This is a genomic window from Amycolatopsis sp. SID8362 (assembly GCF_010550475.1).
In the GTDB taxonomy this organism is placed as follows: domain Bacteria; phylum Actinomycetota; class Actinomycetes; order Mycobacteriales; family Pseudonocardiaceae; genus Amycolatopsis; species Amycolatopsis eburnea.
In genome coordinates this window covers 1-24,274 of sequence record NZ_JAAGNB010000100.1, presented here as the reverse complement: position 1 = coordinate 24,274, position 24,274 = coordinate 1, and the positions used below count along the sequence as shown (strand labels likewise).

At 67.6% G+C, this 24,274-nt stretch carries 15 protein-coding genes; 5 read left to right on the top strand and 10 right to left on the bottom strand.

The genetic code is table 11. From position 1 onward, the window contains the following. The 3 genes from G3I65_RS03640 to G3I65_RS03630 form a co-directional block, all read left to right on the top strand. The coding region (locus tag G3I65_RS03640; protein ID WP_160694736.1) for an FtsX-like permease family protein at positions 1 to 922 on the top strand (922 nt) is incomplete at its 5' end. 32 nt (positions 923 to 954) lie between these two features. After that, positions 955 to 1,860: a CPBP family intramembrane glutamic endopeptidase gene (locus tag G3I65_RS03635; protein ID WP_309235243.1), complete on the top strand. Its 906-nt coding sequence runs from the start codon at positions 955 to 957 to the stop codon at positions 1,858 to 1,860. Between the two features lie 545 nt (positions 1,861 to 2,405). Further along, entirely contained in the window at positions 2,406 to 3,080 is a 675-nt protein-coding gene (locus tag G3I65_RS03630; protein WP_160694732.1) for a DUF2637 domain-containing protein, read from the top strand. Between the two features lie 730 nt (positions 3,081 to 3,810). On the opposite strand, the gene G3I65_RS03625 is transcribed toward G3I65_RS03630, so the two are convergent. From G3I65_RS03625 to G3I65_RS03615, 3 genes are all read right to left on the bottom strand, one after another. Further along, complete coding sequence (locus tag G3I65_RS03625) at positions 3,811 to 5,472, bottom strand: RING-H2 finger protein (protein WP_160694730.1); 1,662 nt, start codon at positions 5,470 to 5,472, stop codon at positions 3,811 to 3,813. A gap of 71 nt (positions 5,473 to 5,543) precedes the next feature. Then, positions 5,544 to 7,418, bottom strand: coding sequence for an InlB B-repeat-containing protein (locus tag G3I65_RS58180; protein ID WP_160694728.1), 1,875 nt, complete (start codon positions 7,416 to 7,418; stop codon positions 5,544 to 5,546). Between the two features lie 821 nt (positions 7,419 to 8,239). After that, a complete protein-coding gene (locus G3I65_RS03615) occupies positions 8,240 to 9,496 on the bottom strand; it encodes a polysaccharide pyruvyl transferase family protein (RefSeq protein WP_309235242.1) in 1,257 nt (418 codons plus the stop codon). A gap of 444 nt (positions 9,497 to 9,940) precedes the next feature. On the opposite strand from G3I65_RS03615, the gene G3I65_RS03610 reads away from it, so the two are divergent. Together G3I65_RS03610 and G3I65_RS03605 are read left to right on the top strand one after the other, a co-directional pair. Continuing rightward, positions 9,941 to 11,416: an LCP family protein gene (locus G3I65_RS03610; RefSeq protein ID WP_203612268.1), complete on the top strand. Its 1,476-nt coding sequence runs from the start codon at positions 9,941 to 9,943 to the stop codon at positions 11,414 to 11,416. A gap of 165 nt (positions 11,417 to 11,581) precedes the next feature. Continuing rightward, the gene (locus tag G3I65_RS03605) at positions 11,582 to 13,336 is read left to right on the top strand and encodes a hypothetical protein (RefSeq protein WP_160694724.1); all 1,755 of its coding nucleotides are present in this window, start codon (positions 11,582 to 11,584) and stop codon (positions 13,334 to 13,336) included. A gap of 24 nt (positions 13,337 to 13,360) precedes the next feature. Here G3I65_RS03605 and G3I65_RS03600 read toward each other — a convergent pair whose 3' ends face one another. The 7 genes from G3I65_RS03600 to G3I65_RS58705 form a co-directional block, all read right to left on the bottom strand. Continuing rightward, positions 13,361 to 13,708 carry a Sec-independent protein translocase TatB gene (locus tag G3I65_RS03600; RefSeq protein ID WP_160694722.1) on the bottom strand — a complete coding sequence of 116 codons (348 nt, stop codon included), beginning with the start codon at positions 13,706 to 13,708 and terminating at the stop codon, positions 13,361 to 13,363. Between the two features lie 6 nt (positions 13,709 to 13,714). Beyond that, the gene (locus G3I65_RS03595) at positions 13,715 to 14,437 is read right to left on the bottom strand and encodes a thioredoxin domain-containing protein (RefSeq protein WP_239070401.1); all 723 of its coding nucleotides are present in this window, start codon (positions 14,435 to 14,437) and stop codon (positions 13,715 to 13,717) included. Positions 14,438 to 14,457: 20 nt separating this feature from the next. Then, the gene (locus G3I65_RS03590; protein ID WP_166639626.1) at positions 14,458 to 16,641 is read right to left on the bottom strand and encodes a heavy metal translocating P-type ATPase; all 2,184 of its coding nucleotides are present in this window, start codon (positions 16,639 to 16,641) and stop codon (positions 14,458 to 14,460) included. A 56-nt stretch (positions 16,642 to 16,697) separates the two neighbouring features. After that, positions 16,698 to 18,626: a cytochrome c oxidase assembly protein gene (locus tag G3I65_RS03585; RefSeq protein WP_309235241.1), complete on the bottom strand. Its 1,929-nt coding sequence runs from the start codon at positions 18,624 to 18,626 to the stop codon at positions 16,698 to 16,700. A 164-nt stretch (positions 18,627 to 18,790) separates the two neighbouring features. Beyond that, complete coding sequence (locus tag G3I65_RS03580; protein WP_160694716.1) at positions 18,791 to 20,161, bottom strand: hypothetical protein; 1,371 nt, start codon at positions 20,159 to 20,161, stop codon at positions 18,791 to 18,793. Positions 20,162 to 20,427: 266 nt separating this feature from the next. Then, positions 20,428 to 20,733, bottom strand: a complete 306-nt coding sequence (locus G3I65_RS03575) for a hypothetical protein (RefSeq protein WP_160694714.1) — start codon at positions 20,731 to 20,733, stop codon at positions 20,428 to 20,430. A gap of 95 nt (positions 20,734 to 20,828) precedes the next feature. Next, complete coding sequence (locus tag G3I65_RS58705) at positions 20,829 to 22,265, bottom strand: Ig-like domain-containing protein (protein WP_160694712.1); 1,437 nt, start codon at positions 22,263 to 22,265, stop codon at positions 20,829 to 20,831. Between the last annotated feature and the right edge of the window lie 2,009 nt (positions 22,266 to 24,274).

Sequence of the window (24,274 nt, the reverse complement as noted above, 5' to 3'; positions counted from 1 at the left end):
GGTGCTCGTGGCCGACGGCGGGGTCGCGCCCGCCGTGGCCGACGCGGTCCGCCGGACCCCGGGCGTGGCGGCGGCGGTTTCGGTGGTGCACACGCAGGTTCTGGTGTCCGCGCAGGAGTTCGGCGAGCCGACGACCGAGGCCTACGCCGCGCAGGGCGTCACCCCGGAGGGACTCGGCCGCGTCCTGGACCTCGACGTCCGCCGGGGCGACCTGGCCGGGCTCACCGGCGACGCCGTCGCCGTCAGCGAAGGCGCCGCCGGGACGTTCGGCGTGGATCTGGGCGGGACGGTGGTGATGCGCCTCGGTGATGGCACCCCGCACACCGCCCGTGTCGTCGCGGTCTACGGCAACGGACTCGGCTACGGGGACCTGGTGCTGCCGCACGACGTCGTCGCCGGCCACACCACGAGCGGGCTCGACGACGAGATCCTGGTCGCGGGGAGGGTAGCCGCGCTCCCGGCGTTCCCGGAGGTCCACGTCGCCGACCGGCAGGCGTTCGTGACGGCGCGCAACGACGCGGCCGGGGCGCAGTCGGCGGTGAACCTGGTGCTCAACCTCGTGCTGCTCGCGTTCATCGCGATCGCGGTGGTGAACATCCTGGTCCTGGCCACGGCGGCCCGGGTCCGCGAGTTCGCGCTGCTGCGGCTGGTCGGGGCGAAACCGCGCCAGGTCCGCGCCATGGCGCGCGGTGAGGCGGCCGTTGTCGTCGTGGCCGCGATCGTGCTGGGATCGCTGGCCGCGCTGCCGCCGCTGGTCGGCATCAGTCTCGGCCTGACCGGAACGGCGATGCCCACCGTGCCACCACTGGTCTACGCCGGGATCGTCGCGGCCGCCGCCCTCGTCGGCTGGGGCGCGATCGCCGTCCCGACCCGGTTCGCCCTGCGCCCGGCCGCCGTCGCAGCGATGCGTGTCGGCGAATGACCGTTCGTGTCCGAGAAAGGAAAGGCAATACTGTGCAAGGGAAAACCGGAGTACGCCGCCTGATCACGCGCTACCCGCTCACCAGTTTCTTCACCCTCGCGTTCGCGTTGAGCTGGATCGCGTGGACACCGTACGTCCTGGGCCGCAACGGTCTCGGCGTCGAGCCGGACTTCTCCTTCCCGGAAATCGCGGGCACGACGCAGCTGCTCGGCGTGCTGCCGGGCGCCTACCTCGGCCCGATCCTGGCGGCGTTCCTCGTCACGGCGGCCGCGGAGGGGCGGCCGGGCCTGCGGCGCTGGGCGGGCCGGCTGCTGAAGTGGAACGTGAACTGGCGCTGGTACATCGGCGCGATCCTCGGCGTCCCGGCGGCCCTCATCCTGACCGGCGTGGCCCTGAGCGGCGGCGACGTCCACGTGCCGGGTGCGGCGGTGTTCGTGGCGCTGGTGCCGGGCCTGGTGTTCCAGATGGTGACGACGGGCCTGGCCGAGGAGCCGGGCTGGCGTGACTTCGCGCTCCCCTACCTGCAGCCGAAGTTCGGCCCCCTGCGCGGAACGCTGCTCCTCGGCCCGCTGTGGGGCCTGTGGCACCTGCCGCTGTTCTTTTCGGAGTGGGGCCACTGGCCGGACGTGACGGTCTGGACGATCGTGGAGTTCGTCGCGACGACAACGCTCTTCAGCATCCTGATGACGTGGGTGTTCAACCGCAGCGGCCAGAGCCTCCCCATCGCGATGCTGGTCCACACGGGAGTGAACAACACCATCTCGGTCGCGTGGGCGGACGTGTTCCCGAACGCGGACGCGAACGACGTGGCCCTGGTGTTCCTGGCGGCGTCGGGCATCGCCGCAGCGGTGGTGCTGATCGCGACGCGCGGGCGGCTGGGGTACCGCTCCGAAACGGTGACGCCGCCGACGCGCACGACAACCCGCGCGGGCGGCTGACGACGTCTCGCGTGGTGAAGCCCCGGTCGGACGCGGCCTGGGCTTCACCGTGCCGGGTCACGGCGGCGAGCGTCCGGATACCGAGGGCCGCTGTGACGTCCTCTACGCGATGCTCCGCAACGGCACCCACCCGAACCAGCTCCCGCCGCGGCTTGACAACCGCATAGGGAGACCCCCGCCCGGCCTCGAACCCTCCGGATAGTCGGGGCGGGTCGGCTTCAGTCAACATCCACCTTGCGTGCCGCGGCCCACTGCTCGATTTCCGGTCTGCGGCCAGGAGCCGTGAACCTGGCGAAGGCGCCGCGGGAGCTCCTGTACGAGCTGTTCGACGTCACCCGACTCAGGCGTCCACGTCCACGGTCCGGGCCATGGCATCCACATAGCAAAAAGCTCGGCTGACCTGAGTCAGCCGAGCTTGAGTGGTAGCTGTTGTACCCCCGACCGGGTACGAACAGCAACCACCCGCCCGAGCAGCGCTCTGACCTGCAGATCTCCGCGACTTTGACGCTAGTCGAGTTCGGTCGCCGCCGACGGGAGGGGTCGCGGTGAAGGGCTCCAGTGGCGGCCTGCCGCTGGGGGTCCAGTGCTTGTGCACGGGCCTCGTCGCCCTCGGTGCGGCCTTCGCCTCCTACCGGCACGGACTCCAGTTCGCCCTGCGCTTCGGCGCGGACGAGACGACGGCCTGGATCTGGCCCCTCATCGTCGACGGCCTCCTGACCATCGCGACGGTCGAACTCTGGAAGTCGGGCGCGGGGAGCCGCTGGCAGGCCTGGCTGGCCTTCGTCTTCGGCGTGTCGCTCTCCCTCTGCGCGAACATCGCCTCCGCCTCGTCACTCAGCGCGTTCGGCATCATGGTCGCCGCCTGTCCACCCCTGGCCTTGCTCTTGGCGGTCGAGTTGCTCAATCGGTCGCTCAAGCACCACCGGGCGACGACGGCGTCGGTCACACCGAGCCAGGAGCCCCGCTCGACGGAGGTCTCCACGCGGTCGGACGAGCCCGAGGAGCAAACCGCCGAGCAGCGGATGTGGGCCTTCTACGAATCGGAATGCAGGCGGGGACGCACACCCACCGGCGCGGACCTCGACCGCGTGGCCGGCACGCACAACTACGGCCGTCGCATCCTGCGCAAGTGGCGTGCCGCCGGCCACCTGGCCACGAACGGGCAGCTGGTAGCCGATCCTTCGGAGCCGGTCGGAACGGGTGTGGGTGGCGATGGCTGATCCCGCACTCTCCAGCGGTGCTCGGCGTTCCGGCCTGACCGAACACCTGCATGTTTCGCGTGTCGCCACGCCGGCAGCCGACGATCGAGGCCGAAATCAACCGGTTGCGGCTGCTCGTTCAATGCGACGTGCGCCTCCACCCCGAGCCCGGATGACCTGCTCGATCGAATCCACGCGTGCCTTTTGGTGGCGGACCGCATCCTGGCCGGCGCATGGCGCGTTCCTCAGTGCGAACGACTCGGGCTGGCTCGACCTGCCCGGACACGTCCGCTTGCCTCTCGACACGAGCCCGCCGGCCTCGGGCAAACCTGGTTGTCCTGGTCAACTCCTTTTGCCGTGGACGCGCACCCTGGCCGGCGGGCGATGTTCCGGCGTGGCACCCGGCTGTTCTGGCCGGTGGGGTCGAGGAAGCGGCGCCAGTCCGGACCCAGCCGCGACGCGTGTCGGCCGACGGGTCGGCGCGGAGATCTTGTTGCCCCGGCGGCGATTTCGGTGACCATGCTGGGGCCGAGTGTTCCACTGCCGGCCTGGCTGCTCGATCCGGGCCACCTCCGCGGGCTCGCAATGGCCTGGTGGTGCGGGATGCTGGGCCAGCCGAACTGGCCGACCTCGCCGTGGCGCCTGTTAGCGGTTGCCCCGTTGGACGCGCATGGGCGAGATACCCATCTCGGTGGCGACGTGGGCGCCGGACGGGTCCGGCAACGCTGCGCGAGCCGGCGACAACCCTCGACTAGGCGTCGCCATCAAATTCGACCGGGCGGTCAGCGAAGGCCTTGAGCGTCGCGGGGTTCTCGATACAATTCCGAAGGTGCTCGCGGCGGGCGGTAGGCACTATTCCCGCAACATCAGCGAGGAAGTCACGCGCAACGGGGCCGAACCCAACTTCATCCGCCTGAATCAGGAATGCACTTGAGAACTGATCCCAGGACTGGTTCGGCTGGTCGTACAGAGCAAGCAAGTACGTGTCACAGAAATTATACCAGTCGTCCGCGTCGTAAGAGAACGTGAGCGGTTCGTCGGATTCAGAGGCGGAGGCTTGAAGAGGAGCAGCGATGGGCTCGGGCACGTAGTCGATGCGTCGCGGTGGCTTTAATTTTCCTCTACACAATGGGCAGACATCCCGCCGAGCCCGGTAACCCCAAGCAGCTATGCAATCCCAGTGGAAATAGTGGGGATTCTGATACGCAGGATTCCCGCAGGCAGATTGAGCGATCCGACTGTCCAGCACGAAGAGATTCAGACAAATGGAGCAAGTGCCGGATTCGTGTATCTCACCGCCATACTCGAGCGCTTCGTAATCCGGCGGAACCTCGGGTTCAGGTGCGACGGCGACCACGCTGGGATCGAGAACTTCCGGAGGAACCGGTTGCCAGCCGCCCTCTCCATTTCCCCCGATGCTGATCTCGTTCCCGTCGTCGCTGGCGACCTCTGACACAGCGTCGTCGTCGACAGCGGGCACGGGCAGGCCGTACTGCTCCAGGGTCGCCCGGAATGTATTGACCATATTATTGAGGTACGTGCGTCGCGCATTAACAGGAATCGCAAGACTGTATAGCATCAAGGCCTGAGCACGTTCTCCGAAGCTTCCATTCTCAGCCTCAGCCATGAACCGTTCGTAGAACTGGTTCCAAGTTCCGCCGCCGGTGCCGCGCCACGCAGGCAATCGCCTGATACAGAATTGGAACCAGGCGACATCATGCTGTCCAAAAGGCATCGATTCCTCTTCGGCATCGTTCATATGCACGACAGCTTCGGGATACTCGGACGGCAAACCCGAGTCGGGAACTGCATCGACGTCGGATGACGGACCGTAACTCCGGCAACCACTGACGTATTCGTCATAGAATTGGACCCGCTGCGCGTTGTCCGCCAACCCTGTCAGCCCGTCGGCCAACTCTTGGGCCAAGCCGCCAAAGCCCCTTTGGCCAGCCTCGAACACGAACCCCGCGGAGTACCTAGGCCAGGATTCCTCGGATCGATCCCATCCGGGCAAGTGCACCGCGCAGAAGGTGAACCACGCGGTCTGATTGTTCTCGTTCAACAGAGTGGACTCGGCCGGTGTTTCGTACACGGCCGCGTCGTAGTCGGAATCGCTTGGTGCTGAGTCGTCGCCGGAATCGTTGTCGTCGGCCTCGTAGAGTTGAGGTTGGTACGCGATCTGTTCGAACTCGTCGCTCGCGATGAATGCGTCACGATCGGCATCATCCGCTATCGCACTGAGCCGGATTCGCAAGGCCTGAGCAACTGGAGCATCGCCATCAAGGCCCAGTTGCTCAAGGAAGTCCCCAAAGTGCACGCCCCAGTCGGTCGCTGCTTCGAATTGGCGCAACCGCCTCAGTCTCAGCAATGGCTCGGAAATCCAGGCCCTTATCTGATCCACGCCGGTGGTCATAAACCCTCCAAGGCGGCCTGCCTCATCTCACTTACATTGACTTGGGGTTGCCCCGCCTCTCCGGACCAATGTCAGCGCGTGCCGCGCCGGCGGCGTCGGACGATAATGAGGGCCAAGGTCCCGACCAGCAGCATGGGCAGTGCCCAATAGAGAAGAGTTCTGACCTCGACTCCGGTTTGAGCCAATCCCGCCTGGCGGTTGGCGGCCTGACCAGCAGCGCCGGTACCCGACCCGCCCGAATCGGTGGCGACGCCTGTCGCGTCCGAAACGACGATGGTGCCCGTGCTGCCCGGGGTAGTCGGCGGCGTGGGGCCGACCGGGACAGTCGACGATGTGGAGCTAGTCGACGGCGGGGAGCTGCTCGAGGTAGTCGACGTCGTCGCGGTGGACTCCCACTGCGCGTACAGGAACAGGTCGCTGGTGACGGGCGTGGCGGTGAAGTCCCGCCACTCCGTGCCACCAGTCGGCTCAGTGAACCATCCTTTGAATGTGTAATTCGTCTTGGACAGTTGTTCCGTGGGTTTGGTGGCATAGCATCCCGAGGCGACGGGCTGCGTCGCCGGGGTCGGCGTCCCGCCGGTGGGGGCGAACGTGACCGTATACTGCGTTTTCGCGTACAGGGTCACGTTGTTCGTGTCAGCGGTTCCGTCCCCATTATGGTCAGCGTTAGCCGGTTCGACCGTCTTCGGCCCGAATACCGCTGGCGCTTGCAGATCCGTTCGGTCGGTTACGACCTGCCCGGCGCACGTGTTAGTGCTGTACCACGCCTGCCCGGACGGCGGTGCGGGCAGCGGGACCTGGGCGTCGACGTAGCTGGCGGCGAGCACCTGCGACAGGCTGTTCGGCTGGCTGGGTGAGTAGCCGACCAGGAACGCGTGATGCTCGATGTACGCTTTGCTGTAGTCCACGGTCCCGCCGGTCAGACGGATCGTGCCGTCGTTGGTCACATGAGCTGTACCGGTCATTCGGGTGTTGATGTTGATGAGCCCGGTGTTCGTCAGAGTCCCGTAATTGGTCTGAATCCCGGTCAGCGTCAACGTGCCGCCGTTGGACACCGTCCCGTAGTCGACGGCACCGTTACTCCCGACCACCGCGTTCGCGTGATAACCCGACGTCGCGTTCACGACCGCGCCGGCACCGATCGCAACCGTGCCGCCGGCACCGCCGACGATAGTCTTCGTAGGGTCACTTTCGCTGAAGCCGCCACCGCCGATACCGGCGCCTCCGACCTGGGTGCCGGTACCAGCGTTGGGGCCAGTGTAGCTACCGCCCGTGGCGTTCACGGTGCCGCCGTTGATCGTGACCGTGCCGACAGCACCCGGGGTCAACTGTTTGTCGCCATCGAAGCCGTCACCGCCGCCACCGCCGATACCACTGCCACCGCCGTCGCGGCCGTTGCCGCCGATTGCCCAGACCGCGCCACTGTTGATCGTGACCGTACCGCCGGCCTCTCTGTGGCCGTTCCCGCCGATGCCGGCGCCGCTGCCATCACCACCCAAAGCCCACAAGTTCCCCGGACCGTTGATGATGAGTGTTGCCTCGGGCGTCCGGATGCCTGCGCCCTCGCCATTCCCCCTGAGGAAGAGGGAGTGCCCGTTGAGCTCGAGGGTAACGGGCCCATCCGCCCCATTCGCCCCATCCGCATTCGAAATGTTCAGGCCCGCGCCCTTGTCATCCCAGTCATTGTTCGCGATGTCGGCACACAAGGTTACGGTGTCGCCACCGGACGGCACGTTGTGGACAGCGTCCCTCAGGCTCGAAATGTCACTGACGCACGTCGCCGCAGCCAGCGGCGGTGCAGCGACGAGTGAAGCCGCACCCAACACGAGCGCGGCCGCGGCGGCCGCAGTACCGCGGGTAATTCCCGCGCGCCAGGTCTGCCCTGGCGCACCGCCGTATTCGTGAGACAGACTCCGTCGCCCATCAACAGTACGCCCGGTCTTCATTGAGGTTGTCCCCTCTCGTAGCCGCCAACCCCTCGGAGCCGCGAATGAGTCCCGGCACACACGTCCTGACACGGTTGTCAGATGAAGCGCAGCACGCCTGTCGCCTGACAGTATCTGTCAGATTCTGCAAATCGCCACGATCAGGCGTGCATGACGACGACTACCAAGACGTGCCCACGAGGGCACCGGAGACTGTCCAGTGAACCAGGTGCGCGGCAACGGCCCGCCCTGGCCGGCACGATCGGGGCGATGTGGTCACGGCCAGGACGGGCGGCCTCGATCGGGATCGCGGTCAGGAGCCCACGAACGTTCAAGGTCAAGACGACGGTCGTCGATCCGACCCCGCCGTCCACGCGGACAGCGACAGACGCAACCCGGCAAGTGCCGAGCGACGACACCTCTGACCATATCAGCACCGAGATGGTCGCCGAGGCCGCCGTGGCGGCAGATGCCGTGGCACGAACCTGCATACCGACCGAGGCGGGGGAACACACGGCGCACCTGACTGCGAAGGCGTACTTGCCGAACGGGCTGCGCCGATCGATTCCACGACAGCCTGCGGCGGCACTCTGCGATCGGGATGCTCGCGTCCGACATCTACGGGCGCGATGGCTCCGCGGCAGTTCAGACAATTTTCACGTTCGTCTCATCGAGCATCGCCCGCGTCTCAACTGCGAATAGGTGGCCCTGACCAACCCGGTACGCCCACATCACCATGTCCGTGCTCGCGCACGCCGTTGTCTTGAAAGGCGACCGACAAAACGCGGTGGCAACTCACTCACCCAACTGCCACCGCAGTACTGGGGCCCGAGCCGTCCGGGTCAGCGGTCGCCCAGTGCGCGTCGCACGCGGCGGAGTGAGCTGAACCGCGCGCCGGGTTCGGAGCCCGTGTCACCTGAGCCCGCCCCGTCTGAAGCCGTCTGCCGCGGACTGCTGTGCGCCGCAGGGTAGACCCTGCGTGCGATCTCCCGTTTGAGCCCCCGCTGCCGGCTCAGCACCCCTGCCGGGAATCCGGACGGCGCCGGCGGTTCGACGCTCGACGGCAACGGCTTGCCGACCATCGTCCACGGCGAACCCAGTGCCAGCAGGGATTGGTGCTTGCTCGCGTAGAAGTCGGAGTGGACGCTGATCGCGACACCGCCCGCGCCGTGCGCCGCGACCAAGTGCGGGTGGAACCGCGTCGACAACCACGTCTGACCTGCCGCGACAGGAAGCCCTTCCGTCCATACCTCCTGGAACGGGTAGAACCGCGCACCGGGTACGGCGTGCTCGAAAAGCGCGTACACCTCACGATCGGCCCGCGGGATGCCTTCGACGATCCCGAGATCCTCCGGCTTCACGTCCTGGGAGCGCAGCCACGACAACACGAACGCGGCCAGTTCCTCGGTGCCGAACTCACTGGTGTCCGACTGCGCGCACACCATGTACTTCGGGACCGGACGCCGGTCGATGAGGACTTGGTCGATGGCGAGAAGAACGTCGTCACCGCCGTGCGTCACCCCGGCCGCAGCACCGCCGAGCAGTTCGGCGGACGGCTCGTCGCGCACGTCCACCACGTCGAACCGCTCAGTGAGCGAGCGCAGCAACGGTTCGGTGTGCGGGGCGGGAGGCCAGACACCCTGGCCGGTGGCCGCGACCCTGGTGTACGGCTGCGCTGCGGCCACCGCGCCGGCGAGCAGCCCGATATGCGTCGGCCACACCCCGGCGAGATAGCCGCCGCCGATCACGTGAATCACGTCGACGTCGCGCAGCAGTTCGATCCCGGCACCCCACCGCGGTGCATGGCCGGAATCGCGTACCGCGTGCTGCACCCACGCCGCGACGTCCCACGGGCGTCCCGACGGCGCGGCCTCGGACAACCGCCACAACGTGTCGACGTAGTTGACCCTCGGATGCGGTGTGCCCAGCAGCAGCCGTGCGTTGCCCGGTGCCTGACAGTCCAGCCAGACGTCGGCGTGCGGGGCGATCTCCGCCAGGTATCGCAGCCAGATCGACGCGATCAGCTCGTCACCGTAGTTGGGCCAACCGGCCGCGCCGATCAGGTAGTAGCGGGGCCGGTCACGGTCGTCGGGCGTCACTGCGTGGTCTCTCCTGCTCAGCCGCGCGCCCGGCCTGCCTCGGCGCTTGAGTTGCTGGCTACCAGCACACTCCGTGCCTGACCTTCGCGCCAGGCGCCCGGGTTCAAACACGGGTGCACGTCCGACTGCCCTGAAGTGCATAGGACAGCTTGCGCGGTCGAGCGGCCGGGCCGGGTGGCGTCCTCGTTCGTGATCGGCCTCACGGCGCCAGCGGCCAACCCGGCAGAGAAGTCGGACGTCTGTACTCAGACAGTTTCAGTCGGGCCATCACAGGAGTTGAACGTGGACCACGACCAGCGCCGGACGCCGCCCGCGCGCCGCCGCCGGCCACCGGCACGTCCGGACGCGGCAGCACGGTCTCTGGCGTCGGCGCCGACGGTACGGATCCGCCCGGTCGACCCGCCACCCGCTGCCGACCGGGCACGGGGCGCTGGGCGCGGAAGTGTGCTGAAGCTGACAGGGCGGATCGCGGTCGGCGTGGTGTCGTTGCTGGTGCTGACCGGCACCGGGATCGCCTCGACCATGCTCACCCAGCTCACCAGCGGGTTGAGCACCTCGGACGCCCTGGACTCCACCGGACCGAAGTCGACGGGAAAGGACCAGAACATCCTGCTGATCGGGCTGGACTCCCGCAAGGACCAGGACGGCAACCAGCTGCCACCGGAGATCCTCGACCAGCTGCACGCCGGGGACGGCACCGAGGGTGGCTACAACACGAACACACTGATCCTCATGCACATCCCCGGCGACGGCGGCAAGGCCGCAGCCGTGTCCATCCCGCGCGACGACTACGTCCCGGTACAAGGGATTCCCGGCTACCCCAACGCGAAAATCAAGGAGGCGTACGGACTCGCGAAGTTCTACGCCGAGCGGGACCTGGCCAAGCAGGGCATCACCGGTGCCGAGCTGGAGCACAAAGGCCGTGAAGCGGGCCGGAAGAAGACCCTCGAGACCGTGCGGAACTTCCTGGACGTGCCGATCGACCGGTTCGCCGAGATCAACCTCGCCGGCTTCTACGACCTCGCGACCGCGCTCGGCGGGGTCGAGGTGTGTCTCAACCACGCGGTGAAGGACCGCTATTCGGGCGCGGACTTCCCGGCCGGGCGCCAAACGCTGAACGGATCGCAGGCACTGGCGTTCGTGCGACAGCGGCACGGTCTGGACAACGGCGATCTGGACCGCACGCACCGGCAGCAGGCGTTCATCGCCTCCGCGGCGCACAAGCTGCGCAGCGCGGGAACCTTCACCGATCTGGGCAAGTTGCAGGACCTGGTCGACACGGCGAAGAAGGACGTGGTGATCTCCGCCGGATGGGACGTCCTCTCCTTCGCGCAGCAGGCGCAGAGCCTGACCGGCGGCAATCTGGTGTTCACCACACTGCCGATCGCGGGATTTCAGAAGGTCAACGGGCAGGACGTGAACAAGGTCGACGTCGAACAGGTACGGACCGCGGTCCGGACCGCGTTCGGGATGGTCACTCCGCCGACGACACCACAAGTGTACGCGTCGGCGACGATCGACGTGCGTAACGCGACCGGGCAACGCGGGCTGCCTGCGGCGGTGACGCAGGCGCTGAGCCCGTACGGATTCCGCGCCGGCGCAATGGAGAGCGCCGCTTCCGGGAAGTCCTCAATCGCCTACGGACCCGGCGCGAAAACCGATGCCGCCACCGCCGCCACGCTGCTGGGTGGCTTGCCGGTTGTCGCGGACTCCCGCGTGCCAGGCGGGCACGTGCGGATCCTCCTCGGGGCCGGGTATGTCCTCCCGGCCGCTCTCGGCCCGCACGGCGCCGACGCGCCTCCCGGTTCCCGAAGCGCCACGGCATCGTCAGAGAGCCGCTCGACCGGCGATCCGGAACCACCGGCGTACGGCTCGCAGGGCGCAGCTGTCGACGGCGGCGGCATTCCCTGCGTCAACTGAGGTGCGAGAACCGACCGGCGGCGGCCCGACAGCTCAACCAGGCTCGGGCAGTCCCGTGGGCAGCCGATCGTGTCCGTGACGTATCCCTTTCGGACGCGTCCGATCGGCCGCTGTGCGCGCAAGCTTGACCGTGCCGCGTCCGGGACGTCTCAGGAGGTAACGCGCGTGACCACCATCGTGAAGGGACACGGGGGAGATCCGGACGGTGACGACACCTTTGTTCCCGACGGTCAAACGGTCCGAACCTACACCGCGCACACCGTGAACCTGGACCAGAGCATCTCGTTGTTCGCGATGCTCGATGGGGCAGGCCAGCCGGGCAGGAAGATCACCGGACCGATCAAGAACTACCAGCTGGCGCGGCAGGACGACAAGCTCGTCGCCCAGTGGACCGCGCTGGCGGCCGACAGCAACGCGGAGATCCTGTGGGTGGGATCCGACCTCCGGCACGATATCCGGTTGTGTGGGCACGACAACCCCGGTCGGACGACGGAACTTTGCTACGAGGCGGGCGAACACACCTGCCTGGACGGAACCACCCGGGAACATGCCACCCCCAGGGAGGTGGTGGAGCCTCGCTGCGAGAGGTTGGGACGGCACATCTGCTCGGGTGTGCTCGGCCACCTGCCACCTGAGCGGGTGGATGACATCGTTCTGGTCGCCTGTCTCGGCGAAGCGCCCACCTTCCGAAAAGGGCTTCCCGGCCAGCGTCGAGGGAAAGCGTACAACGACATCGAAAAGCCCGAGCTGCACGTCGATACCGACTACGACTTCACCCGGGCACAGTTCGAAGGACAACCGGTCCGGCGGAATCCCGCCACGTCCTCTGCTGCGGCTGTCCCCGTCGACCCCGTCGACCCCGACGATGCCCCCGTGGCCTACGTGTGGCGCCGGATAGGGAAACGACCCGCCGACCGGGCAGCGATCGCCGAGGCGGAAGCCTACGTCGACCGACTTCCACCAGCGACGACAAGCCTGCTGCTCACCTATCCGGACATAGTGGACTGGCTGAATGCCCGCTGGGTCAAGATCTATGCCGAGCAAAACCAACTGGATCAGCTCGTCGGCCAGCTGGCCTCGTACATTGCCCGAATCTGGAAGGTCATGAATTGGCTGGAGCAGGTGCCCTGGTACGGAGATATCTTCGATCGAGCCTGCCTCAGCGACCGGGACGAACTATGGCGGAGGGTCAATGCGCTTGAGGACGGCGTCGCAGCAGAGCTGAAGAACGCAATAGTAGTGGGTCGAGAGGCCATGCTGTTCGACCCGCCGTCAGCTGCTCATGCCTCCTCGGGCATTCCTGCCTGGGAGGGGGCCCAGATGGTTTACGAAGCCGCACGAGACGGCGATCTACCCTACGCGTTCGAGCTCCTGGAAGCGGGGGTTGGCGTGCCGGGGAGCGTGCTCGATCAGTTCGTCACCAAACCCGGCTACGGTCAAACCCTCGACACCGCCGCGCAGCAGAATCTCGCCGAGTTCTGGGAACGCTTCTCCAACGCCAACCCAGCGGTGCAACAGGGACTGCTGGGACGCGACGTGTTGCGCGAACTGCTGGACCAGCGGTTCTGGACCCTGTTGACATCCGGCAACGCCGCACAGGCCGAAACCGACATCGACGGCCTGCCCGAAGAAACATGCGCCGCCCTCTTTCCCACCAGCACCTGGCTCAGCGCCTGGCAATGCGTACGCACCATGACCTACTACGCCAACCAAGACGATATCGACCAACTGTTCCAGGCGCTGCGGGACAGCGCGGGCGACTTCGACATCGTCCTTGACATCATCAACACCGTCCCCGCCTACCGCCAGGCACTCGACGAAACCGCCGGCCGCAACAACGACAAGTTCGCCGCCGAGCTCCAAAACGCCGACGAACCCATCGGCGACAAACTACGGGAAAACTTCAGCTGGGCGACCTGATCACACAGCATCGATCGGTGTTGTTCATGTCGCATCCGGGTCGACTGGCGCCCGCTCCCCCGGCCGCAGTGGCGTGACGTCGAGACCACGCTGGCATTCCGCGGCGACCACGGTGCCGGCCCGGGACAGGTCTTCGCCGAACCCGGCGTCGAAACTACGGAGCGTCCGCAGATCCTGCAGCGGCTTGCGCAGTTGAGTCAGCTCCGGGCCCAGCTCGTCCTGCACTTGCTCGTGAACGGTTGCGGCGAAGGTGCGAACCTTGCGCGCGCTCTCGGCCAGCCAGCGGACGGTTTCCGGGAGCTGTTCCGGGCCAAGAATGAACAGACCGGCGACCAGCAGGATCAGCAAATGTTCCAGGCTGAGACCGAACACGCCTGATCACGCGGCCAACGCGCCGTCGATCTCGTCACGCAGCTGCTGCGAGGCGTCGGCGTAGGTCCGGGCGACGGGTTGGAACAGGCTGCCGTTGACGAAGATCGCCGGGGTTCCCGTGACACCGGCCTTCTCGCCGTCGGCCTTGTCCTGGTCGATGCGCTGCCGCACGGCCGGCGACGCCATGTCGCTGCGGAACTTGGCCAGGTCGAGGCCGATCTCCGCGGCGTAGCTTTCGAACTTCGCCTGAGCTCGGACGGTGTCGTCGCTGACGTTCCGGCCGTCGGCCATGAGCGCCCACGCCGGGAAGTCGCCGTAGAGCTTGCTGAACATCGGCTGGTACTTGCCCTGCAGCGACGCCGCTTCGGCCGCCTTCGCGGCAGGCTCGGCCAGCGGGTGCATCTCGAGCGGGAAGTTGCGGATCACGAAGGTGATCTTGCCCGCGTAATCCTGCTCAAGGGACTTGGTGATGTTGTGGTAGAACGACACGCAGGCCGAGCACTGGTAGTCGAGGAACTCCACCACGGTCACCGCATTGTCCGGCGACGTCGTGAGCGAGTTGCTGTCCGGGCGCCACAGAACGTCCGCCGTGACCTCGCCCGCGCGCTGCGACGGAGTATCCGAGCCGCTACGGTTGACCAGCAGCACAGCTCCGATGACGAGGACAGCGACGACGAGCACCGCGATCGTCACCCGGGCATTCGCCGACATCCCCTTTTTCGCGGTCATCACAGACTTCTTCTTCGCCATCAGTTGTGCTTCTCCTTCGTTTGGGAACCTTCGAACGAACGCAGCCGCAGGCTGTTGGACACCACCAGCACCGAGGACAGCGACATGGCCGCGCCGGCGATGAGGGGGTTGAGCAGGCCGAAGGCCGCGAGTGGCAGGGCTGCCACGTTGTAGCCGAATGCCCAGACCAGGTTGCCGCGGATGATCCGCAGTGTCCGGCCGGCTAGCCGGATGGCGTCGGGAACCACCCGGAGGTCGTCGCGGACCAGCACCAAGTCGGCCGAACGCAACGCGATGTCGCTGCCGCGTGCCATGGCCATGCCGAGATCGGCGGTGGCCAGCGCGGGGCCGTCGTTGATCCCGTCGCCCACCATTGCCACCCGGGAGCCGGTGGCCCGCAGCTCGTCGATCAGGCGGGCCTTGTCGGCGGGCAGTACACCGGCCCGGACTTCGTCGACGCCGATCTCGGCGGCGACCGCCCGGGCGGCGGCTTCGTGGTCACCGGTGAGCAGCACGGTGCGGAGCCCCTGCGCCCGCAGCGCGGTCACGGCCGCCGCGGCAGAGGGCTTGACCACGTCCCGGACCTCGAGCAGTCCGATGAATTCGCCATCGACCGCGATCAGCACGGGCACGGCTCCGGCGGCCTGGATGGACTCGACGTTCTCAGCGACGGCGATGCCACGATCACCGAACAGCCGGGAACTTCCGACGAGGACGAGGTGACCGTCCACAGTGGCTTCGGCGCCGAGTCCTGGCAACGCGGTGAACGCGCTGATCTTCGGCAGGACGGGCAGTTCCGCGCGAGCGGCAGCCACGACGGCGGCCGCGATCGCGTGCTCGGAGCCGGCTTCGGCAGCACCGGCGAACCGCAGCAGGTCACTTTGACCGCAGCCGGGCGCCGGGCGCCAGCCGGTTACCGTCATCCGGCCCGTGGTCACGGTGCCGGTCTTGTCCAGTACGACCGTATCGACCTTCCGGCTGGCCTCGAGCGCGTCCGGTCCCTTGATCAGGATGCCCAGCTGGGCACCCCGGCCCACGCCGGCCATCAGGGCGGTCGGAGTGGCCAGGCCGAGCGCGCACGGGCACGCGATGATCAGCACGGACACCGCGGCGGTGAAGGCGTCTCGCACCGGGTGCCCGGTCAGCAGCCACCCGCCGAACGTCAGCAGCGCCAGCACCAGCACGACCGGGACGAAAACCGCGCAGATCCGGTCGACCAGCCGCTGGACCGCCGCCTTGCGCGCCTGGGCCTGCTCGGCGAGCGCGGTCATCTGCGCGAGCTGCGTGTGCGTGCCGACCGCCGTGGCGTGCACGACCAACCGGCCCTCGCGGTTCACGGAGCCGCCGATCACCCGGTCACCCGGGGCGACCTCGGCGGGTACCGGCTCGCCGGTGACCGCGCTGACGTCCACAGTAGATCGTCCACTTTCGACAACGCCGTCAGCGGCGAACGCCTCTCCCGGCTTGACGACGAACCGGTCTCCCACGGTCAGTTCGCCCACCGGCACCATCCGCTCGGCACCGTCCCGCACGACGCGGACCGCCTTCGCGGCGAGAGCGTCCAACGCGGCCAGCAAACCGGCCGCGTTGCGCCGCGATCGGCTCTCGAAGTAGCGCCCGGCCAGCAGGAAGGTGGTGACGCCGGCGGCGACGTCGAGATAGATCGCATCGGCGCCGGCCGCGGTCGGCCCGAAACCGACCCAGTAGCCCGGCTCGTGGCCGCCGAACAGCGTCGCCCAGGCTGACCAAGCGAACGACGTCAGCACCCCCAGGGACACCAGGGTGTCCATGCTGGACGAGCGATGCCGCAGGTTCCGCAGCGTCGCCCGGTGGAACGGCAGCGCCGCCCAGAAGACCACCGGCACCGCCAGCGCCAGGCACAGCACCTGCCAGCCGGGGAACCGCATCGACGGCACCAGCGCGAGCGTGATCGAAAGATCGCCCAGCGGCATCGCCAGCAAGGCCGCGACGATCAACCGCCGGCGCAGATCGCGCACCCGGTTCAGCGTCAGGTCCTCGTCGTTTTCGGCGCAGACGCGGGCGCCGTACCCGGCCTTGCGGATGCGCTCGACCAGCACGTCGTCACCGAGCCCGCCGGGGACCTGCACGGTGGCGCGTTCGGTCGCGTAGTTCACTGAGGCGCGGACGCCGTCGAGTTTGTTGAGCGTGCGTTCGACTCGCGCCGAGCAGGCGGCGCAAGTCATGCCGGTCACGTCCAGGTCGACCGTCCGGACGCCGTCGATGTCCGGGGCAGCGGTGGTCACGTGTTCTCCTTGATCCGGCGGTCCGCCAGTTCGGCGAGCATCGCGTTGTAGGCGTCGAAGTCGGCTTCCCCGTTTCGGTCGGCCCGGCGGGCGCGGCGTTCGTCGTCGCGCGCCCACTGCACGAGCAGGGCGACCACCACGACGACCATCGGGATTTCCCCGCCGGCCCAGGCGATCCCGCCGCCGAGGCGCTGGTCGGTGAGCAGGTCACCGACCCACGGCAAGTCGAGATAGTGGTAGTAGGTGTAGGCGAGCACCGTCTGCTTGCTCATCAGGATCACGCCGAAGAAGGCGTGGAACGGCATCACCGCGAACACCATGCCCAGCCGTGCGAGGTGCGGCACCTGCCGGGGCGTCCGGTCCACGCCGACCGCGACCCAGGCGAACAGGTAGCCCGTCACCAGGAAGTGCGCCTTCATCAGCTGGTGGGCCCAGTGGTAGAGCATCGCCTCGCCGAACAGGCCCGAGAAGTACAACGCGTAGAACGACCCGGCGAACAGGACCGCGACCACGGCCGGGTGGGCGAAGAACCGCGTGACCGGTGCGTGCAACAACGACACAAGCCACTCACGCGCCCCGGGAACAGCACCGTGCGAGCCCGCCGGCAGGGCGCGCAGGGCCAGCGTGACCGGGCCGCCGAGCACCAGCAGGACCGGTGCCAGCATGTTCAGCGCCATGTGCGTGACCATGTGCAGGCTGAACGTCCCCGGTGCGTACACGCCGACCCCGGAGGAAGTGACGACCACGACGATCGTCCAGCCGCCCAGCCAGGCGACCGCGCGACCGGGCGGCCAGTGGTCGCCGCGGCGGCGCAGCCTCCGGACCCCGAGCAGGTACGCCGTGACGGCGCCGACGGCGATCGGCGCGAACAGCAGGTCCGGTCGCCAGTCCCCGATCAGCCGGCCGAGCGTTTGCGGTGCGTCGAGCCCGTAGCCGAGGACGGTTTCCTGCACGGTCGCCGGGTGGTTGACGAACGCGGGCGGCACCAGCACGGTCAGCCCCGTCGACCCGCCGAGCCCCAGTGCCAGCAGGACCAGCTCGGCCACGACGAACTGGCCCTTGGACCGGCGGCGGCGCCAGGCGGCGACGCCGGTCCCCGCGGCCAGCAGCAACGCCGTCTCGACCGCGAGCACGAGGCCGTAGCGGCTGACCAACCCGTCCGGCCGGGCCAGCACGAGCCCGGCCGCCACGCCCGAAACGGCGGTCACGACGAAGCACGTCAACGAAAGCCGGCCATAACGGCGCAGGACGAGGTCGCCCGGTCCGCGCCGCAGCCGGGCCAGCAGAGCCACCAGAGCGCCCAGCCACGCGCTCGCGGCGGGAACATGCCAGAACATGGCGTTGGTCGCCAGATCGTGCCCGGCACCCACCGCCACGTGCCCGACGGGCACCAGCGAAAGCAACCCGATCCCCGCGACAGCCGCCGCCCCGACGACCGTGCGCCACCCCATCGCCGTCCACGCGAGCACCGTCGCCACCGCGGCCGCCACCGCGGCGCACAGCCACGCCTTGGGCTCTTCGGTCGCGTTCAGGGTCGGCAGGAACACCTCGGGCCGAAGGATCCGCGAAACCGGCAATCCCGAAGCAACCGCCGCCGAAAACGGCACTGCGACGAGCGCGGCGACCAGCCAGCAGGCGGCGCTGCCTGCGGCGAACCGGCTCGCCGCGAACGCATCGGCGGACACCGCGCCGTCCCGCCGACCGGGTGCGACGAACGCGGCGAACACCAGCCCACCGAAGCAGCAGGCGCCCGCGGCGTCGGCGAGGAACCGGACGACCGCGAAGCCGTAGGTGGTCAGCGGCCCAGGATCGGCGTTACCCAGGAGCGCGTATGCGTCGCCTGCGGACGCGACGACGAGCAACACCAGGGCAAGCCCCGCGACCACCGCCGCCACGACCGCTGTGCGGAACCGGGACGTCTTCACCCCTCAGCCGTCGAGCAGCGCGCGGTCGCGGTTCCCGCGCGTGAGGCAAGACACGTCCGCTGGACGACCTCGAGTCGGACTACCGGCGCAGCTGGAGGACCCGATCCTCACCAGGGCAGGGCCGCGGCAAAGTCGCGGCGGCGGACACCACTGGCCGCATCGCACTAGGACCCTTCAGAATCAGGCGTAAACAAGCCAGCGAGGTCGAACACCTCTTTTATATTACTCCGGCGATACAGTGCACGCGCGACGTCGGGATAACGCTTGACAACGCCCTGCAATCGGTCAGGCTGCCTTTCCACGACCGCGTCGATGCGATCACCATAGAATGGTATCACACTGAAGCAATCCATAGACGGGTCGAGAGGTAAGATTTGCTGATCCAGGTAGTCGAACAGTTCAGCGACCTCGTCTCGATCCGCATAACCCGCCGCCTCTTGCATCAACGGCCAGCACCGGTACAAGTCATGATAGTCCGCAAGGCGAGCTTTAGCCTGCGAAGAGAGCCCTTGGAAATCCTGCTCAGCCTGATCAATTTCACCTTGATAGAACAAAGCCTGGAAATGGTCGTCCCATTTCGCAACGACATCGAGGTTGTTCAGATACCAGACGTCTGCCAGCCCACTCCTGGCGACCAACTTGGCACGAACGACATAGCTCTCACCAAGGGCGAGCATCCACTTCTGGAAGACCACGGGGTTTCTGAACGCCGCATCGTCCAGCGCTTTACCATAAGCAGGGACTCTCTTCCATACGTCCATGATCACGTCGAGGTCTCGAATGTTGGATTGCAGGTGCACGAAGAGCTTCTCCAACTCGTTCCGCTCGGCGCAGCCTTTGATCCAGCGAGCCTGCATCCAACAGCGAAAGTAGTTGTCCATCGACAGCATGGCGATCGAAGGAACAGGCAGCCTGTCCACTTTTTCCTCTACCACGGCGACTTGTGCTGGATCGCCGGAAGCGATCTTGGCCAAGAGCCAGTTCCGGTGCTCGTCGATTTCGCGCGTGGTGTCGTCACGGAACGCCGAGCCCCTGCACTCGATGAGGGCGACGTCGGTCTCGCCCAACGCGCGCGCTCGCCCGAGCAAGCCGTCGCAGACGTGCTCCCCCAGACCGGCGCAGGTCACGCCTTCCCCCGACTCACACAGCCGCAGCTCGCCGGGAAGGTCCGAGCCGACCAGCCACACCGTCTCGCCCGAGTCCTGCGCCAATGCCAGCCACGCCGCGACGACGTCGTCTCCGAGAGCGCCAAGGCGGTAGTTCTTGATGGAGCCCGTGATGACCTCACCCGCCGCATCCAGCACGGCCAGGAGCCCCGATTCCGTCCGGAGAGCGACGTCCTGCTGGCCATACACTCGCACTTGCACGCCCGCCGGGAGGAACGTCTCCGCTTCATCAGGATTTACGTCGTGTCCCAGCACGATCACCGTCATCGATTGCCCTCCATCGCGGCCGGCGCGTTTCTCGCCTGTACGCACAATCGTCGTGCCACCCCGCCCCGGCTCGCACACCCGAACGACCACCTCGACGTGCACGCCTCCTTGCCCGTACGACCACGCCTGACTGAAACGCACGTGCCGTCCGTCCCGGGAACTTTGCCGAACTCCCGGCCGACCACTGAAGTACGGGGCAGCTGGGCCCTGTGCTCAGGGCCGGCGGCGTATTGGGGTTTTCCACTCCTGAGGCCACCAGGGCGCCGCCGGCCCGCTCGCACCACCGGATTTCGTCGCCTGAACTCGGTGTCCCCAAGAGCGTCAGCAGGCGGGCCGCCCAGCTTGATCGTCGTCTTCGGAGGGGATGCTCAACCCTCGTCCCACGCACGCCCGGACTGCAGGTTCCACACCCACCGTGCGGCGATCCCGCACACCTCGGCCTCATTGCCCCGCCGGTGGGCGACGACGTCCTCGCCGCACCAGAGCACCAGCGCGACGGGTCCGCCGTCGGTGACCGGCGTCAGGCCGACGACCCAGCGTCGCCCACCGAGCTCGAGGACTCGTTCGGCGGTCAGCCAGCGGCCCCGGGCCCCGGTCACCGTCCACGCCTGTATCCGCGACAACGCGTCGACCGACGTCACCGAACCGTCGCTGACCGCAGGCCGACCGTGCATGAAGTCATGCTCCCACACGGCCCTCTCCACCGTCGGGAGACCACACCGTCACCTTGGGGTGAATCGGCCCCGGCTGCACTGATTCTTTTACACCTCTACACGCAGACGACCACGCCGAGAAGATCAACGCACACGCCGAGCACGCCGCAGGTGACGGTGAAGGTCACCGCCTGGCTGGCCGGCGAGACGTTGCCGACCGCGTCGGTCTGGGTCGCGGTTGCCGTGTGGTCACCGCAGGCCAGATCGCGGTTGGCCGTGAGCGTCCAGTTGCCGTCAGCCCCGACAACCGCCGTCCCGACCGAATCGCAGGAGCCCGACGCCACGCAGACGTCCACAGTGGCACCCGGCTCGCCGGTACCGCTGAAGACGGGCCGTTTTGTGCTGACTCGAGCTCCGGCGTGAGGCTCCGTGATCACCGGCGCAGCGGGAGCTGTCGTGTCCACAGTGATCGTCACCGGCGCCGACGCCGCGGATGTGTTTCCCGCCTTGTCGGACTGCGTGGCCGTGATCGCGTGCGAGCCATCCGGCAGGGGGCTGGTCAGCGCCGACCAGCTGCCATCAGCGTTGACGCGCGTAGTGCCGAACACCGTGCCCGCAGCCGCGACCGTCACGGTCGCACCGACCTCGCCGGTCCCGGCGATTGTCGGCGTGGGATTGCTGGTCGCTGTCCCGTCGGCCGGAGAGGTGATCACCGGAGCGGCAGGAGCCACCGTGTCCACGGTGATCGTCACCGACGCCGACACCGCGGACGCGTTCCCCGCCTTGTCGGTCTGCGCGGCTGTGAACGCATGCGGACCATCCGGCAACGAACCGGTCACCACCGACCAGCTGCCGTCAGCGTTGACCGTGGTGGGACCGGACACCGTACCCGCCGCGGTCACCGTGACAGCCGCCCCGGGCTCGCCGGTCCCCGCGATCGTCGGCGTGCTGTCATTGGTCGTGGCGCCGTCCACGGGAGACGTGATCACCGGAGCGGGAGGAGCCGTCGTGTCCACAGTGACCGTCACCGACGCCGACGGCGCGGACGCGTTCCCCGCTTGATCGGTCTGCGTTGCCGTCAACGAGTGCGAGCCATCTGCCAACTGACTGGTGGGCACCAACGACCAGCTGCCACTCGCCTCGGCGACGGCAGTCCCCGCCACCGTTCCGTCGACAGTCACCGTCACGGTCGCACCGGGCTCGCCAGTGCCCGAAATCGTCGGCGTGGAATCGTTGGTCACGGCGCCGTCCGCCGGGGACGTGATCGCCGGAGCGGCCGGAGCCACCGTGTCCGCAGTGATCGTGACGGTCCCGACGGCGTAATCGCCGTCCGCGTCCGTCGCCCGGTAGGTGAACGAGTCCGTCCCGGAGAAGGACGCGGCAGGCGTGTAGCTGTACGACCCGTCGGCGTTGACCGTCGCCGTTCCATGGCCGGCTTGCGTTTCGAGGCCGGCCGTGAGGGGGGTCGGACCTGTCGCCGCCGCGAGCACGCCGGGCGCGGCAACGGTCAGCGAACCGGTTCCGGCGGTCGTCGACAGGTTGCCGGCCGACACCGGATCCGGGTAGCTGATCGTGACTCGACCGTTCCCTGACTGTGTTCCCGTCTTGTACGAGACACCGGTCAGGCTCGAGGCGACGTAGCTGGATCCGCCGCCCCCACCGGCTCCATTGGGAATGCCAAAGCCTGTGTCCGCGAAGGCTCCGCCTTGGCCGCCGCCGTACCAGCCACCGCCACCGCCACCGCCACAGGGGGTGCTACCGCCACCCCCACCAGTGAGAGGACCGCCAGGCTGGCCAGCGCACGCTACTCCAGTGCCGCCGGGGCCGCCGCTCGACGCGGTCCCGCCTTGACCACCGGTAGCCGACCCTCCGCAATCGGCGCCCGCAACACCAACTTGGCCACCGGCACCGCCGGTCGTTTGGCAATTACTGCCTCCGCCACCGCCACCTGCCACGACGAGCTGCTTGGTCCCGGAGAGCACCGCACTGTAACCACCACCGCCGCCACCGATGAGAGGTCCGCCGGCGCCACCGCCGTTCACGCCGCCGGCGCCACCGCCGAAGCTGTTCGGGTCGATGTTCCCACCAGCGCCGCCGACACTCGCCGTAAAGGCGGTCCCAGGCTGTGTGGCAATCGTCGCGACGACCTCGCCGCCCAACCCCGGGGCACCGCCGTTGTCCGCGGCCGTTCCGCCCTGTGCGCCGTCAACGGTGAACGTCGCGGAGCTGACCCCGGCCGGGGCCGTCCAGGTCGAGTTGGCGACTGCCGTGAACGTGACCGTGCAGGTACCACTGGAACAGGTCTGCCCCGCACTCGCGGCCTGGGCGGGCGTCGCCGTGGCGATCGACAGCCCGGCCAGCGCGAGGGAACCGGCCCCCAGGAGCGCGCCCACGCTCCGCCGGCGTCCCGTAAACGCGCGCGTCGTTCCCCACCGGCGCCGTTCCTCACAACCATGCTTGACGCGCATCACCGCAGCCTTCCCGCTATGCCAACGCCGATTCGCGCCGGCTGACCGATGTGTCGGTAGTAGCCGAACAGGATTGTAGGAGCACTACCGCACCGCAAAGATCGTTCTGGACCATAAGGGAACTTTTCGTGCCTCAGTGACACGTGGGCTTGACTCGCCGGAGTTCATGGTCAGCCGAGTGCGCACTACTGTAGTGCGGATACCCACATGCTTGGCAGACAACCCTTTCTCGAACAACGCCCCAGGCTGACAACTACAGCAGCAGACGCGGTTCAGTCTGATTCTTTCCGCGACTCAATTGCCGAGACAGAACGCAAGCTCGCCATGTACTTTTCGTACAATTCGTTCGCATACTCGATTGCCGCCGGATCGTCATTAAACAGATTGTGTCGCCGCGCCCACTGCCGAGCGTTTACACAGGCCCGGCAAATCCTTTTGCCTTGGGCACTCTTGAGGTTGGGCTCTTCCAGCTTGTGACCTTGAGGACACCGGGTCTTCGCCTCGTTCCGCACACGAACCACCGGGCGGAGCGTTCTGCTTGTCCACGAGCGACTCGGCCAGCCCCCGGGGTTCGGGTTACAGTCCGCCATACTTCACTTCCTCGGAATCTCGTCGTGTCGAGGGTTTCGTTCCGGAGGGATTGAAGCCCGATTGGCAACCCGAACGAAGGGTAGGCTGCTTCGAAAGTACCTGCAACCGCAGGTCCAGACAGCCAACGGGCGAATGTGGACTGTCCACATTGAGCTGAACGTCGAACCTGTTCCCGGTCGGCGACGAAGATCGAGCCGAATTGCCCTCTGGTGCAATCAGACGGGAATCAAGGTGTGCCTTCGCGACATGCGCAGTCAGGCCCGGACGCTGCACGCCAGATGATAACCGACTGACGGAACGCCTCACCAAGGACCTTCCGCAGGCCGTCGGACAGCAGCGAATGCACGTGCTCGATTTTCGCGGACTTCTCAGCGGGGCCACTGGGGCGACGCGCCGAAGTCAGGCGACGTACCGGCCCGTTGGCCGCTGCCGGAACCGCCGCCGCGGAGAGCCGCCGCCGGCGATGGACCCGGGCTCGCCCGGCGCGTTCGCGCCGGCACCGC